The sequence below is a fragment of the Nocardia sp. NPDC004151 genome (assembly GCF_042874235.1).
In the GTDB taxonomy this organism is placed as follows: domain Bacteria; phylum Actinomycetota; class Actinomycetes; order Mycobacteriales; family Mycobacteriaceae; genus Nocardia.
This window is the reverse complement of the sequence record NZ_JBIAMR010000004.1, coordinates 57,183-71,096: the sequence shown is the minus strand read 5'-3', so window position 1 is coordinate 71,096 and position 13,914 is coordinate 57,183. Positions and strand designations below refer to the sequence as shown.

Here is a 13,914-nt window from a genome sequence, read left to right as displayed (position 1 = left end):
CTCGATTGCCGGACAGCAGGTTTCGCGCGCCCGGCCGTTCAATGACGGGCCGCGCGGAACAGTGAGCGGGAACCGAAGAGCGAGGCGTCGAAGCTGGGCCCCTCCTCCGGTTCGCGGTGATAGCGCTCGATCCGCTCGACCTCGTTGCGGGAACCGAAGATGAACGGGACCCGCTGATGCAGTTCCTCGGGCCGTACGTCCAGCACGCGTTCGTGCCCGGTGGAGGCCGCTCCCCCGGCCTGCTCGACGACGAAGGCGATCGGATTGGCCCCGTACAGCAGCGAGACCCGGCCCGGCCGTTCGGGATTGCGGGTGTCGCGCGGATACATGTAGAGCCCGCCGCGGGTGAGGATGTGGAAGGTGTCGGCCACCAGGGAGGCGACCCAGCGCATATTGAAGTCGCGCCCGCGCGGCCCGTCCACGCCTTCGAGGCATTCGTGGACGTAGCGGCGCACCGGGCGCTCCCAGAACCGCTCGTTGGCGGCGTTGATCGCGAATCCGGAGGTGTCGTCGGGGATGCGCATGCGCGGGTGGGTGAGCACGAACGCGCCGACCTCGCGGTCGAGGGTGAACCCGTCCACGCCGTTGCCGGTGGTCAGCACCAGCATGGTCGCGGGCCCGTACAGCGTGAAACCCGCGCAGACCTGCTGCACGCCCGGCTGCAGGAAGTCGTGCCCGGCCGGGACGCGCCCGTCCTCGGGTGCGCGCAGCACGCTGAAGATCGTGCCGACCGGCAGGTTCACGTCGATATTGCTCGACCCGTCGAGCGGATCGAAGGCGAGCAGGTACTTGCCGCGCCGGATCTCGGTGGGCACCTGATGGCATTCGCGCATCTGCTCCGACACCAGGGCGGCCAGCGGTCCGGTCCACTGGCTTTCCGACACCATGATGTCGTTGGCGATGGCATCCATCTTGCGGTGCACCGTGACCGGCAGGTGGCCGGCATCGGAGGCGCCCAGGGAGCCGACGATCGCGCCCCGGGTCACCTGATTCGCGATGATCTTGGTGGCGGTGGCGAGCACGTTCAGCAGCGCCGAGAACTCCCCGGAGGAGCCGGGATGCTTGTGCTCCTGTTCGATGGTGTACCGGGTCAGGGTCTTCAATCCTTCGGGCACAGTCCCTCTCATTCCCTCATGGAGATGCCCCCTCGTCGGCGAGGGCGTCCGTGAACACACTGCTGCCGAGGACGTCGCTGTCCGTCAGGGTGATCAGATCGGTGCGGCCGACCGGCCGATGCAGTTCGACCAGGCGTTTGGCCTGCCGCAGCCGGCAGCGGTCGAGGGCATTGCGCACGCTGCGGGCATTGGCGAAGCGGGGGCGGGCCATGCGCAGCTCCAGATAGCGCGAGAAGGATTGCGCGGCTTCGGGGTCGAAGCGGAAGTTCTCCTGGCGCACCATGAGCTCGCCGATGGCCATCAGCTCGTCGTGGGTGTAGTCGGGGAACTCGATGTGGTGGGCCACCCGCGAGGACAGGCCGGGGTTGGCGGAGAAGAAGGTGTCCATCCGGTCCGGATAGCCGGCGAAGATGACCACCAGGCTGGTGCGCTCGTTCTCCATCTCCTGCAGCAGGATCTCGATGACCTCCTGCCCGTAGTCGCGCTCGTTCTCGGGGCGGAACAGGTAGTAGGCCTCGTCGATGAACAGCACTCCCCCGGCGGCCTTGGCCAGCGCCTCCTTGGTCTTGGGCGCGGTGTGGCCGATGAACTGGCCGACCAGGTCGTCGCGGGTGACGGTGTGCACCTTGGGTTTCCGGATGTATCCGAGGGCGTGCAGCATCTCGGCCATGCGCAGCGCCACGGTGGTCTTGCCGGTGCCGGGGCCGCCGGTGAAGCTCATGTGCATGGTCGGGCGGGTGGCCTGCAGGCCGAAGCGCTGGCGGGCGCGATCGATGAGCAGCAGGGCCGCGATCTCGCGCACCCGGCGTTTGACATTGGCCAGGCCCACCAGTTCGGCGTCCAGGCGGGTGAGGGTGTCCTCGACGTCCTTGCCCGCGACGTCGGTCGACAGATCCAGGACGGCGTCGTCGGCCAGCGGTTCCAGTAGGTGGCCGGCCGCCACGGTGTCCTCTGGTCGGGGAGACGCGTCGGCGGCCGTGCCGCGCAGCGGGCCGGGGCTCGTGGCCCCGGGCCGATGCATCTGGAACCCGCCCGCCGGGCGGCCGGCTGCAGGCTGCCGGCCGTCCGATGCCGCGGGGTGTTCCGAGCTCACGATAACCTCCAGATCCGAAAGATGTTCAGCCGCCGTATCTTTGGCCGGATCGCTGATCCGACGAGTAGGCGTGGAAGCCGTAGCGCTGGCTGCGGTCCGCGCCCTCGGTGCGGTCGAGGCGGAAACCGGGTTCGTCGGCCGGGCGCTGCACGATGAAGCTCAGCGCCGTGGTCTGGCGGCCGTAGGAGGCGTCGTAGGCGTTGACGCGAATGTAGTGGCGCGGGAACGTGGCCCGGCAGGCGTTGATCTCGGCGAGCACGCCGTCGGGCTCGTCCAGATCGAACAGGGGCAGGCCCCACATCTCCCAGTAGTTGTTGCGCGGGTGCGGATCGTCGGTGTACTCGATCGACACCGGCCAGTTGTTGAGCAGGGCGTAGCGGACCTGGGCGGCGATCTCGGCGTCGTCGAAGTCCGGCAGGTGCGAGAAGGTGCCTTGGCGCAGATGCATGGGTGGCTCGACTTTCAGCGGGAGGCCGTGGGGACGGCGTCGGGGGCGTCGGTGGAGGTGTAGTCGAAGGTGACGTCGCCCCAGGTCTGCAGGGCGACCTCGAGCGGGCGGCAGCGCTCGGCGGAGCGGCGCAGCACGTCCGGGCCCTCCTTGAGCAGATCGCGACCCTCGTTGCGTGCCTTGACCACCGCTTCGAGCGCGACCCGGTTGGCCTCCGCGCCCGCGGCGATGCCCATCGGGTGGCCGATGGTGCCGCCGCCGAACTGCAGGATGGCGTCGTCGCCGAACAGGTCCAGCAGCTGGTGCATCTGGCCGGCGTGGATGCCGCCGGAGGCGACCGGCATGACGCCGGGCAGGCTGGCCCAGTCCTGGTCGAAGAAGATGCCGTTGACCGGGTTCGTGGGGATGTGGTTGTCGCGCAGGGTGTCGTAGAAGCCGCGCACGGTGTGCGGGTCGCCTTCGAGCTTGCCGATGACCGTGCCCGCGTGCAGGTGGTCGACGCCGATCAGCCGGCACCATTTGGCCAGGACCCGGAAGCTGACGCCGTGCGTCTTCTGGCGGGTGAAGGTGGAGTGCCCGGCCCGGTGCAGATGCAACAGCATGCCGTTGGTGCGCGCCCACTTCGAGATGGACTGCATGGCGGTGTAGCCGACCGTCAGGTCGATCATGATGATGCAGCTGCCGAGCGATTTCGCGAACTCCGCGCGCTCGTACATGTCCTCCATGGTGGCGGCGGTGACATTGAGGTAATGGCCCTTCAATTCACCGGTTTCGGCGATGGCGCGGTTGACGCCCTCCATGGCGAACAGGTAGCGGTCACGCCAGCGCATGAACGGCTGCGAGTTGATGTTCTCGTCGTCCTTGGTGAAATCGAGTCCGCCCTTGCAGGCCTCGTACACCACACGGCCGTAGTTGCGCGCGGAGAGCCCGAGTTTCGGTTTCACCGTCGCGCCCAGCAGGGGACGGCCGTATTTATTGAGATACTCGCGCTCCATGACGATTCCGTGCGGCGGACCCTGGAAGGTCTTGACATACGCCACGGGAATACGCATATCCTCCAGCCGCAATGCCTTCAGCGGTTTGAAACCGAATACATTGCCGATCACCGAGGACGTGAGGTTCGTGATGGAACCCTCCTCGAAGAGGTCCAGATCGTAGGCGACGTAGGCGAAATACTCGCCCGGCCGGCCCGGCACCTCCTCGACGCGGTAGCACTTGGCCTGGTACCGGTTGTGCGCGGTGAGACGGTCGGTCCAGACGACTGTCCAAGTGGCGGTGGAGGATTCACCGGCGACGGCCGCCGACGCCTCGATCGGGTCGACGCCGTCCTGGGGCGTCACCCGGAAGACCGCGAGGACGTCGGTGTCCTTCGGCTCGTAGTCCGGGTTGTAGTATCCCATCGACGCATACGACTGCACGCCCGGATCCCACCGGCTGCGCTGATCATCGTCAGATCCGGCCATCTTTCCTCCTGCGAACCGGGTTGGGTCACTTGCGATTCCCAGGATGACGGGCCCGTTAACGACAAACAATTCGATTGTTTCTGTTCTCGCTCAACCTTTTCGTCGGGTTTGCTACCGTTGAGTATGGGTACGGTGAGCGCGGTGCGCATGGAAACCTTTCTCGCCGTTGCCAAGCACTCCAGCATTCGCCGGGCCGCCGCCCAGTTGCACATCACCGAGGCCGCCGCCTCCGCCGCCGTAGCACACATCGAGAAACAACTCGGCGCGAAACTCGTGACCAAATCCGGGCGCGGCATCGCGCTCACCGAAGCCGGGCGGGTGTACGCGGACTACTGCCGCAGCATCCTCGGTCTGATGAAGGAGGCGCACGCCGCCGTCCGGGAAGCCGAGACCGGCCGGCTGCGTATCGGCGTCGTCGCCACCGCGGGCGAATACGTCCTGCTCCACCTGCTGGCGTCGTTCCGGACCCGGTATCCCGACATCGAATTGGGTCTGTCGATCCATCCCCGCGACGTCCTCTTCCTCGAACTCACCCACCACGAAACCGACCTCGTGGTCGCCGGTCGCCCGCCGCGCGACACCGGCCTCATCACCCGTGCCCGCCGCCCCTGCCAACTCGTCGTCGTCGGCGCGCCCTCGCGCTGGCCCGACCCCTGTGACGCCACCTGGCTCCTGCGCGGCAAAGGTTCGGGCACCCGAGACACCACCCTCGCCCTCTTCGACCGCCTCCAAATCCACCCGCCCACACTGACTCTCGGCACCCACGGCGCCGCCCTGGCCGCCGCGCGCGAGGGTCTCGGCATCACCCTCATCCACTCCGACGCCGTCGCCGCCGATCTCGCCACCGGCCGCCTGGAGATCCTCCCCGTCGAGGGAACCCCCCTCACCCGCCCGTGGCATGCGGTCACCACCCGCACCCCCACCCCCGCCGCGCGCCTGTTCCTCTCCCATATCACGGATCCGGATCGTGTCGGCGACAAAGCATTTCGTGGTGTCTGAGGTCGTCGGCGATCCCCCGACAGGACACCGTGGACGCTGCACTCTCCTCGCAAACGGCCGGGGAAGGTGTCAGTGGTGGAACATGCGGAGGTCGGTGCGTGCGAGGGTGATCCGGTGTTCGTGGCAGGCGGCGATGATGGCGTCGGCGCGCAGGGCTCCGGCGGGTTCGATGATCGCGGTGACGCCGTGAGCGGCAGCGACGTCGACATTGTCGCGGAAGGGCAGATAGCCGTCGGACACGAGCGTGAGACCCGAGAGCTGAGGCGTCCAGGCGGTGAGGTCCGGGTCGGAGGTCGGCTCGGTCAGCAGGTCCGCCAATTCGCGGTGCTGCGTGGCGGTGAGTGTGCCTGCGGCGAGGGCGATCCGCCAGTTCAGGCGCTCCTGCCGGGGTAGGGACGCGGGCAGCGGCAAGGTGCGGACACCGGGGTGGCGGCGGTGCCACCAGGTGCGGGCCTTGGCTCCGGCCAACAGGGTGCAGTCCACCCGGGACTGCTGGCCCGCCCCGACGCCGACGGTCATGCCGTCGCGCACCAGGACCACCGTGTTCGACTGCGTATAGCGGGCGGTGATCATGCCGAGCAACGCGTCCGAGACCGCCGCTTCGGTGAGCGCGGGCCCGCCGGCCACGCGGATCAGCTCCGGGGTGATCGGCCGGCGGTTGCGGTCCTGCTCGAGGGTGACACCGAAGACGGTGCGGCGCTCGGTCTCCGGCGGCCGGTACGCGGGATCGACCTCGACGACCAGGAAGCGGCCGCCCTTCTTGCGGGCCAGCTTCGCCACGGTCCCGGGCGCGTAGCCCGGCGCGATGATGCCGTCGGACACCACACCGCCCAGCAGGTCGGCCAGCTCGTCGTCCACGGGCGCGGACACCGCGATCATATCGCCGTACGAGGAGCGCGGATCGGCGTCTCGAGCCCGAATGTAGGCGGCGGCAACCGCTCCCAGGCCGGTGTCACCCAAACCCCAGGACTCGTTCAGGGTTTCGTCGAGCTCCCCGTCGAGCGCCGCCCCGGCGGGTGAGACGTGCTTGAACGAGGCGGCCGCCACCCGGCCGGTCGCGGCCTGCGCCTCGGCGACCAGCTGCCAGGCATTGAGCAGGTCGAGGTAGTTGATCAGCGACGCGGAACCGTGCAGCACGCGAATGTGTTCGGCGCTGTCGACCACACGGGCTCGCTGGTGGGGATTCATGCCGTATCGAAGATCCATGATGGCGCCTACTTCCCGAACTCGAGTTCGGGAGCACCCAGGCGGACGACGCTCCGATACGCGCTTCCTCGTGGTCCGATCCACGTCACGCCAGTCGCGACACCACTGTAGCCCGCGTCTCCGCGGTGTCAGGATCGGGCCGGTAACGGGTCGCGCCGTCTCGGTACGCGTGCGTAGAATCCTGTTGTGTCAGAACAATTTCGAGTGCAGCGGGCCGTTGCCGCATCGGCGGCCGACATCTTCGCCACCCTGAGCGATCCCCAGGGTCACGTCTCCATCGACAGCTCCGGCATGCTGATGGCGGCCAGCGGAGACCCCGTCACCGCCGCCGGCGACACGTTCGTCGTCCACATGGACCGCGAGGCCCTCAACGACTACCCGCTCGGTCTGTACGACGTGACCGTCGAAATCGTCGCATTCGAGCGGGACAAGCAGATCGCCTGGACCGTTCGCGGCCGGGTCGAACCGGGCCACGTCTACGGCTACCTCCTCGAACCCATCGAAGCGGGCACCCTCGTGACGTCCTATTACGACTGGTCCGCGGTCCCCCAGGAATTCAAGGACGCCGATATCTTCCCGGTCATCCCCGAAAGCGCCCTCCGCGCCACCCTCGGCATCCTCGCCCGCACCGTCGCCCCGGGAAAGCCCCGGCCGGAACTGCCTTCGCCGTAGGGCGGCCCGGGCGACCGGCCGGGTTCAGAAGGTGAACTGGTCGCCGTAGGCGGTGGTCTGCACCACACCCCTCGGGGTGGCCACCGTGGTGGTGACGAAGGGGACCGCCGACACCGGCGAAGCGCATTGGGCGACGTTCAACGCGGCGTTGTTGAACGCGATCTGGTAAGGCCACTCAGTGGCGCTGTCCAGGGCCGCGGTCGCCGTGGTCGCGGTGGTGACCTGGCCGGGCCCCATAGTGGCCGTCAAGACTTCCGTCACGCCCAGCGCCCCGCCCACGCTGGGTCCGAGACTGATGTCGGGCGGGGTGACCGAGGCGCTGGGCGTGACCGTCCCACTCGGCGGGCTGACGGAGGTGCTCCCGGGGGTCACCTCCGTCCCACTCGGCGGGCTGACGGAGGTGCTCCCGGGGGTCACCGACGGGGCGATGGCGGCGGCCAAACCTTGGTTGGGCTCGATACCGACGGTGACGCCGCCGGCCACGCTGATCCCGCAGCCGAGGATGAACCCCGCGACAGCCTGACCGGACGTGATCGGGCCACCGTCCACGGTGACCGAGTAGCTGCCCGACATCTGTGCGGCATGTGAGAACGTCATCAGGAAGTTCGGCGTCCGGTTGCCGGGCGGATTCACCTGGACGGAGTCGACCGACGCCATGACATGCACGTCCGCGGCGGACATGTCCCCGCCGGGTGCCTGAGCCCGGACCGTATCGGCACCCCAGGCCCATAGGCTCGCCAGGGTCACACCGGCCACGGCTGTTCCTGCCGCGGCGGCCATGAGCGCATGTCGCATAACCGGATCCTGTTCTCGTTCTCGAAAAGGTGTACGAGCTCGATACCGTTGGCGCAGGTCCTGAATAGCAGCGTAACTGCAAATCGCGCCGAACAGGTGCGCTGCGGCACGCGTGTCGACCGGCCCGAATCGGTGGTGTCGGATCTGGGGCAGGGCTGGGAATTCTTGCCGCACAGGAGGAGTCGGCCGGATCTGTAATCCGTTTGCCCCCTGCAGCGTCCGAGGCTCGACGGATCGGGTACAAGGTTGCTTCCGCGCGGCGACAAGGCCGATCAGTTGCCCGGTGGACAGGTGCCGTCGGAGTAGGCCGGGTCGACGGCCCTTTTCGATCAGATGGCCGACGATGGAAGGTCACCCTGGTCGAAAGTGTTTGCGAGGCACAGTAATTCCCCTCCGCGAAACCGGCGCTCGTCGCGGCGGCCGTTCACGAAAACCGTACAACGCCCTGTTTTCGGCCGCTAGGCATTCCGCTGAGTGAGTCATACCCGATTTCATTAGTTAGCAACATGCAACTATATTGGGGACGTTCGTTCGTAGACTCGCGGGAGGCTCTGATGGCTGCGGCCCCTACCACCGGATTGGATGCCGGTGACGTCCAGACCATTCGGAGACGACTCCGGATCGAGCACGATCACCCCAGGTACAAGTGGGTGGCCCTGTCGAATACGACGCTGGGCATGCTCATGGTCACCATCAACTCCTCGATCGTGACGATCTCGCTGCCCGACATCTTCCGCGGCATCGGGCTCAACCCCCTGGAACCGGCCAATGTCAGCTACCTGCTGTGGCTGATGATGGGCTTCCTGCTGTCCTCGGCCGTGCTGGTGGTCATGTTCGGGCGGCTCGGCGACATGGTCGGGCGGGTGAAGATCTACAACTACGGGTTCGTGGTGTTCAGCCTCGCGGCCGTGGCGTTGTCATTCGATCCGTTCACACACGGCGGCGGCGCGGTGTGGCTGATCGCCTGGCGTGTGATCCAGGGCGTCGGCGGCGCGATGCTGATGGCCAATGCGAGCGCGATCCTCACCGACGCCTTCCCGGCCGACGAGCGCGGGTTCGCGCTCGGGATCAATCAGGTCGCGGCGGTGGCCGGTTCCTTCCTCGGTCTGCTCATGGGTGGCGGACTGGCGCAGTGGGATTGGAAGGCCATCTTCTGGGTGAGCGTGCCGTTCGGCATCATCGGCACCATCTGGTCGTACCGCTCGCTGCACGACAATGGCCAGCGCAATCCGGGATCACTGGACCTGCCGGGCACCGTCACGTTCGCGCTGGGCTTGACCGCGTTGCTGACCGGCATCACCTACGGCATTCAGCCGCACGGGGATTCGAAGACCGGCTGGACCAACCCGTGGGTGCTGGGCGCGGTGATCGGCGGCATCGTTCTACTGGCCGTGTTCTGCGTCATCGAATCCAAGGTCGCGCAGCCGATGTTCAATATGTCGCTGTTCAAGAACCGGGCGTTCGCACTGGGCAATATCGCCGGGCTGATGTCCTCGCTGGGCCGCGGCGGTCTGCAGTTCATGCTGATCATCTGGCTGCAGGGCATCTGGCTGCCGCTGCACGGGTTCTCCTTCGAGCAGACGCCGCTGTGGGCGGGCATCTACCTGCTGCCGCTGACCGTCGGATTCCTCATCGCCGGCCCGGTTTCGGGCAAGCTGTCGGACCGGTACGGCGCGCGGTTGTTCGCCACCGTCGGCATGCTGATCACCGCTCTGACCTTCGTGCTGCTCGTCGTGCTGCCCGTCGACTTCGACTACTGGGTGTTCGCGCTCGTCATCGCCCTCAACGGCCTCGGGTCGGGCATGTTCGCGTCGCCGAACACCGCCGAGGTGATGTCATCGGTGCCCGCGGCACAGCGCGGTGTGGCCTCCGGCATGCGCGGCACACTGTTCAACGGCGGTATGGCGTTGTCGATCGGCCTGTTCTTCTCGCTGATGATCATCGGCCTGTCGAATACGCTGCCCGACGCCATGAATTCGGGCCTGCAGGAGCAGGGTGTGCCCGCGCCGGCCGCCGAGGCGATCTCGGACATGCCGCCGGTGGGCAGCCTGTTCGCGGCCTTCCTCGGCTACAACCCGATCAAGGAATTGCTCGGCCCCACCGGCACTCTCGACCACCCGGGCGTGCACGGCGATGTGCTCACCGGTCAGGAGTTCTTCCCGCACTTGATCTCCGGCCCGTTCCACTCGGGTCTGGTCGTGGTCTTCCTGGGAGCCGCGATTATGATGCTGATCGGCGCGGCGGCCTCCTGGTTCGCCGGTAGCCCGACTGTCACGGACGAGGCGGCCGAATTGCGTGAAGCCGCCCGCGAGGGAATCTGACGGAGGAGATCACGCTGTCCGAGCCTATGGGTGTCGCCGACCCCGACCAGCTCACCGAGGCCGCCGAGCTGTACCACTCGATCGGCCGCCTGCTGCGCTTGTTGCGTACCTCCGGCGACCTCGGGGCGCTGAGCCCCGGCGCGGCGTCCGCCCTCGCGACGGTCGCCCGCTCGGGCCCGCTCCGCCTGGGCGACCTGGCCTCGATCGAGCGGGTCAGCGCCCCCACGATGTCCCGCATCGTGACGGGCCTGGAAAAGGGCGGCTACCTCACCCGCGACGCCGACCCCGAGGACGGCCGGGCCCAGCTGCTGACCGCCACCGAGGCGGCCCACAACCTGGTCACCGGTCTCACCTCGGCCCGCATCCAGCGTTTCGCTCTCGCCCTGGAATCCCTCACTCCTGCCCAGCGCGAATCCGTCAGCTCCGGCCTCGACACCCTCATCCAGGCCCTCGACCAGTAGGCGGGGCTCCCCCGCCCTCGAGGGGCGGGGTCAGGCGGTCAGGACCGAGCGGATGCGGTTGTCGGGGTCCACCAGGCTGCGCAGTGTGGCCAGACGGGGGTAGTTTGCGCCGTAGTAGCGAGACAGTGGATCGCCCGGCTCGAGGTAGTTGATGTACGCGCCGACCGAGTCGGGGGCCAGGGTGGCGTGCGCGTCGGCGATCCAGGCCAGCGCCGATTCGTGCGGGATGGGTTCGTACGCACCCCATTCCACCAGGGCGGCGTGGCTGCGCCAAGGGAACGCGGTGGCGTCGGGGGCCAAGTCCCGGATCGCGCCGTCGAGGGCATTGATCTGGACCCAGCCGGTACCGCCGACGCTGGAGTAGCGCGCCACCGCCTCGAGGATGCGACCGATCGTGTCGGGGGTGAGGTCCGCGACGATGTCGGAGCCGTTGGTGAAGGCGGCGCGCGGCTGATCGGCGGTGCCGCCCGCCAGATAGAGGACCGCGTCCATGTGGGACAGGCTGCGCGGTTCGACGATGCCGGGAGCGACGCCGATGGCGTCGACGAGTTCGGCGGTGGCGGTTTCGCCGGCGCCCGCGGGACAGACCAGCTGCATCCAGCAGTGCATGCCGCCCTCGCCGTCGGCATCGATGCTGACGTCGGCCCAGTGCTCGCGCGGGGCCGAGCCCAGCCACTGCCGCCAGCCCGCGATCACGGTCGCGGCTTCCTCGCCCTGGAAGGTCAGGCGCACTACGTCTTTCGGTGTCGCCGGGATGGTCTCGAAGGTGAACGAGGTGACGACGCCGAAGTGCGGTCCGCCGCCGCGCACGGCCCAGAACAGATCCGGGCGGGTGGTGGCGGAGACCTCGGTGATGGTGCCGTCGGGCAGGACCATGGTGGCGGCGGTGAGCCGGTCGCCGGTGAGGCCGTGGGCGCGGGACTCGTTGCCCAGTCCGCCGCCCAGCGTGAGACCCGCGATGCCGACGCCGGGGCACATGCCGGAGGGCAGGCTCAGCCCGCCGCGATCCAGTTCGCGATAGATGTCGTAGAGGGTGTGGCCGGGCGCGATGACCGCTGTGCCGCCCTCGGCGCGAATGCCCTGCATGCGCCGCACGTCGATGACGAGTGTGCCGGTCGCCGTAGACATTCCCGCATACGAGTGGCCGCCGGCGCGGGCCGCCACCTGGAGGTTGTTCGCGGCCGCGAACTCGAAGGTGGCGGCGGCGTCCTGGGCGTCCGCGATCTGCACGATCGCCGCGGGCATCTCGTTGTCGAAGCGAGTGTTGAAAACCTCCTTCACGCCCGGATACCCGTAGTCCCCCGGCAGTACGACCCGGCCGCGCAGCTTCCCTTTGAGCTCACGCCATTTCGGGTCGGCGCTCCCGCTGCTCGATCCGGACGCACTGCCCAGGTCCCCGGCGTTCGCGCCGGAGGACCCGGTGCCCGGTGTCGCATCCGACGTCGGCAGCCGGGTGGCTCCCGCGAAACCCACACCGGCGACCGCGATTCCGAGCGCTCCGCGCAGAAACACGCTGCGCGAGAATTGGGGTCTCACACCAGCCCCTTCGGGCTACCGGAGATCCGCTGTGCCGTCAAGTTATTCGCTTTCGACATCAAAGTTCGCGACCCACCAATTCCCATCGAACGACACGGCACCAATTGATCATGGTTCACCCACCGTTCATTCGTCGAAACGGGTGCTGGTGTCCATCGGGCGCCGCCTACCGGGACCCGATGTCGGCCGCGGCATCCGGCGGAACGATCCACCGCGCGAACGTCTCCTCCGGACTGACGGTGATCACATCCGCCCGCCGCACCAGCTCCCCCGGCACCTGCCCATCCTCGAAATGCTCCAGACTCGGAACGATCACCGCATCCACCCCCAAATTCCCGACCAGCACCCCCAACCGATGCACCGGCCGATCAGTATGCGGCCCGAACACCGCCGTCTGCCGAAGGTCATACCCCAACCGTTCCGCCAACGCCCGAATCCGCCGCTCATCCCACTGTCGTCGTGAGCCGGACACGTCTTCGCGGAGATATCCCAGAGCCCCGGGGTTCATTGCTCGCCCTCTCGATCGTCGAGTCTGCTTCCAGCGGATTCCGAATCAGGATCGGGCCGCGAAGATTCTGCGGCAATGGCACTTTCCGGGGTCCGCCAGCGGAAGTGCCACGAGGCGATCAGTATTCGAGGTGAATGAGGTCGGCGAGGGAGCGCATCTCCGGGGTGAGGGTTCGGCGTCTGCCGATCAGCCTGGCCAGGAGATCCTTGGCCAACCGCTGCTCGATCAACCAGGGGCGGGCCTCGCCGGAGAGCCGAACCAGGATGTCCAGGGCCGGATCTGGCCGGGCGAGGTCGAGATGGGCTCGAGCGACGTCGAGCAGGTGCCGATTGCGGTTATCGGAGGTGGGCCGCAGGCCGGGCGGCACGTCATGGGCCAACCGCAGTGCCAGGTCGGGCCGGTCATCGATGACCGCGTTCTCGACGCGCTTCATGGCCACGGTGGCGGGTCCGAAAACCGTCCAATAGTCCTGGTAGCCGCGCGGTTCGCGTTTGACGGCCACCGCGGCGGCCTGCGCGAGCTGCATCATGTCATCGGCGTCGTCGGGCCGGTTGTCGCGGATCGCCGCCGCAGACCCACGCAACAGCAGCCAGCCCCACGTGGAGAGCTCGCGATCGGTAGCGGTCGAGATCCGTGGCTCGATTCGGTCGGCCCAGTCGATCGCGAGGTCATCGACCTGCTGAAATCGCCGCTCCACCAAGAGCAGCCAGCACAGCGTGACGACAACGGACGCGGCATCGAGTAGATCATCGCTCGCCTGCGCCGCCGCCAGCGCGTGATCGAGAACTCTGCGCGCCGTTCCCAATTGCCGCGTCTGCACCATGACCGAGCCGGTCAGCTGGAGAATTTGCGCTCGCAGCACGGGCGAGACACTCTCACTCGCGTCCACCAGATCGGGCAGAACTCGCGCCAGCGGCTCATACCGGTTGTCGTGGTAGAGCCGCACGGCCGCCGCAAGGGATTCGGCCACAGCCTCTTCCGCGTGCGGCTCCACCGCCACGTCCGGCCGAGGTGCATCGATCGCTCGCCTGGTGGCGGCCCACAACTCGCCGTCCCCGCTCTCCGGAGCGCGGGGCGCGGCACCGATGAACGCAGTCAGCGGGCACCCCAGGGCCACGGCCAACCGCCGCAGCGTCTCGATCCGGGTGTCGTCCCGCTCCCCCTGCTCGATCTTCCGGATCAGCGACACGGAGACAGCCGAATTCGCGGCCAGCTCCCGCTGCGTGAGCCCCCGCCGCTTCCGAACCGCTTGCAGCCGCTGACCAAGGTCGCCGCTCATCGCTCCAGATTAGGTCGG

General features: G+C 67.9%; 13 protein-coding genes and 1 riboswitch. Of the genes, 4 read left to right on the top strand and 9 right to left on the bottom strand.

Going from position 1 to position 13,914, the window contains the following annotated elements:
* Window positions 1-38: 38 nt before the first annotated feature.
* Genes ACFYTS_RS11090 through ACFYTS_RS11075 form a run of 4 tightly spaced genes read right to left on the bottom strand, consistent with a single transcriptional unit; the run spans window position 39 to window position 4,119 of the window.
* Window positions 39-1,115, bottom strand: a complete 1,077-nt coding sequence (locus tag ACFYTS_RS11090) for a class 1 fructose-bisphosphatase (protein WP_357276474.1) — start codon at window positions 1,113-1,115, stop codon at window positions 39-41.
* Between the two features lie 16 nt (window positions 1,116-1,131).
* Window positions 1,132-2,208 (bottom strand): AAA family ATPase, encoded by a 1,077-nt coding sequence (locus ACFYTS_RS11085; protein ID WP_387303028.1) that lies wholly within the window; start codon window positions 2,206-2,208, stop codon window positions 1,132-1,134.
* Between the two features lie 25 nt (window positions 2,209-2,233).
* Complete coding sequence (locus tag ACFYTS_RS11080; RefSeq protein ID WP_379275614.1) at window positions 2,234-2,656, bottom strand: ribulose bisphosphate carboxylase small subunit; 423 nt, start codon at window positions 2,654-2,656, stop codon at window positions 2,234-2,236.
* 14 nt (window positions 2,657-2,670) lie between these two features.
* The gene (locus ACFYTS_RS11075; protein WP_357276479.1) at window positions 2,671-4,119 is read right to left on the bottom strand and encodes a form I ribulose bisphosphate carboxylase large subunit; all 1,449 of its coding nucleotides are present in this window, start codon (window positions 4,117-4,119) and stop codon (window positions 2,671-2,673) included.
* Between the two features lie 123 nt (window positions 4,120-4,242).
* Between ACFYTS_RS11075 and ACFYTS_RS11070 the strand changes: the two genes are divergently transcribed.
* Window positions 4,243-5,118 (top strand): LysR substrate-binding domain-containing protein, encoded by an 876-nt coding sequence (locus tag ACFYTS_RS11070; RefSeq protein ID WP_357276481.1) that lies wholly within the window; start codon window positions 4,243-4,245, stop codon window positions 5,116-5,118.
* A gap of 69 nt (window positions 5,119-5,187) precedes the next feature.
* Here the strand turns inward: ACFYTS_RS11070 and ACFYTS_RS11065 are convergent, their stop codons facing one another.
* Window positions 5,188-6,324: a phosphoribosylaminoimidazolecarboxamide formyltransferase gene (locus ACFYTS_RS11065; RefSeq protein WP_387303025.1), complete on the bottom strand. Its 1,137-nt coding sequence runs from the start codon at window positions 6,322-6,324 to the stop codon at window positions 5,188-5,190.
* 28 nt (window positions 6,325-6,352) lie between these two features.
* Window positions 6,353-6,432, bottom strand: a riboswitch (ZMP/ZTP riboswitch).
* Window positions 6,433-6,510: 78 nt separating this feature from the next.
* On the opposite strand from ACFYTS_RS11065, the gene ACFYTS_RS11060 reads away from it, so the two are divergent.
* Window positions 6,511-6,996 carry a polyketide cyclase gene (locus ACFYTS_RS11060; RefSeq protein WP_387303023.1) on the top strand — a complete coding sequence of 162 codons (486 nt, stop codon included), beginning with the start codon at window positions 6,511-6,513 and terminating at the stop codon, window positions 6,994-6,996.
* 24 nt (window positions 6,997-7,020) lie between these two features.
* Here the strand turns inward: ACFYTS_RS11060 and ACFYTS_RS11055 are convergent, their stop codons facing one another.
* Complete coding sequence (locus ACFYTS_RS11055; RefSeq protein WP_357276489.1) at window positions 7,021-7,791, bottom strand: MspA family porin; 771 nt, start codon at window positions 7,789-7,791, stop codon at window positions 7,021-7,023.
* Window positions 7,792-8,345: 554 nt separating this feature from the next.
* Between ACFYTS_RS11055 and ACFYTS_RS11050 the strand changes: the two genes are divergently transcribed.
* Window positions 8,346-10,112, top strand: coding sequence for an MFS transporter (locus ACFYTS_RS11050; RefSeq protein WP_387303021.1), 1,767 nt, complete (start codon window positions 8,346-8,348; stop codon window positions 10,110-10,112).
* A gap of 26 nt (window positions 10,113-10,138) precedes the next feature.
* Entirely contained in the window at window positions 10,139-10,573 is a 435-nt protein-coding gene (locus ACFYTS_RS11045) for a MarR family transcriptional regulator (RefSeq protein WP_357276494.1), read from the top strand.
* A 30-nt stretch (window positions 10,574-10,603) separates the two neighbouring features.
* Here the strand turns inward: ACFYTS_RS11045 and ACFYTS_RS11040 are convergent, their stop codons facing one another.
* From ACFYTS_RS11040 to ACFYTS_RS11030, 3 genes are all read right to left on the bottom strand, one after another.
* Window positions 10,604-12,109 carry an FAD-binding oxidoreductase gene (locus ACFYTS_RS11040; protein WP_387303018.1) on the bottom strand — a complete coding sequence of 502 codons (1,506 nt, stop codon included), beginning with the start codon at window positions 12,107-12,109 and terminating at the stop codon, window positions 10,604-10,606.
* A gap of 166 nt (window positions 12,110-12,275) precedes the next feature.
* A complete protein-coding gene (locus tag ACFYTS_RS11035) occupies window positions 12,276-12,536 on the bottom strand; it encodes a hypothetical protein (RefSeq protein ID WP_387303015.1) in 261 nt (86 codons plus the stop codon).
* A gap of 199 nt (window positions 12,537-12,735) precedes the next feature.
* The gene (locus ACFYTS_RS11030; protein WP_387303012.1) at window positions 12,736-13,896 is read right to left on the bottom strand and encodes a helix-turn-helix domain-containing protein; all 1,161 of its coding nucleotides are present in this window, start codon (window positions 13,894-13,896) and stop codon (window positions 12,736-12,738) included.
* Between the last annotated feature and the right edge of the window lie 18 nt (window positions 13,897-13,914).

What these genes read in the sequence shown, in the direction of transcription:
- ACFYTS_RS11055 (WP_357276489.1), bottom strand. Translation starts at nt 7,791, where the DNA reads ATGCGACATGCGCTCATGGCCGCCGCGGCAGGAACAGCCGTGGCCGGT.
- ACFYTS_RS11045 (WP_357276494.1), top strand. Translation starts at nt 10,139, where the DNA reads ATGGGTGTCGCCGACCCCGACCAGCTCACCGAGGCCGCCGAGCTGTAC.
- ACFYTS_RS11075 (WP_357276479.1), bottom strand. Translation starts at nt 4,119, where the DNA reads ATGGCCGGATCTGACGATGATCAGCGCAGCCGGTGGGATCCGGGCGTG.
- ACFYTS_RS11070 (WP_357276481.1), top strand. Translation starts at nt 4,243, where the DNA reads ATGGGTACGGTGAGCGCGGTGCGCATGGAAACCTTTCTCGCCGTTGCC.
- ACFYTS_RS11065 (WP_387303025.1), bottom strand. Translation starts at nt 6,324, where the DNA reads ATGGATCTTCGATACGGCATGAATCCCCACCAGCGAGCCCGTGTGGTC.
- ACFYTS_RS11080 (WP_379275614.1), bottom strand. Translation starts at nt 2,656, where the DNA reads ATGCATCTGCGCCAAGGCACCTTCTCGCACCTGCCGGACTTCGACGAC.
- ACFYTS_RS11030 (WP_387303012.1), bottom strand. Translation starts at nt 13,896, where the DNA reads ATGAGCGGCGACCTTGGTCAGCGGCTGCAAGCGGTTCGGAAGCGGCGG.
- ACFYTS_RS11050 (WP_387303021.1), top strand. Translation starts at nt 8,346, where the DNA reads ATGGCTGCGGCCCCTACCACCGGATTGGATGCCGGTGACGTCCAGACC.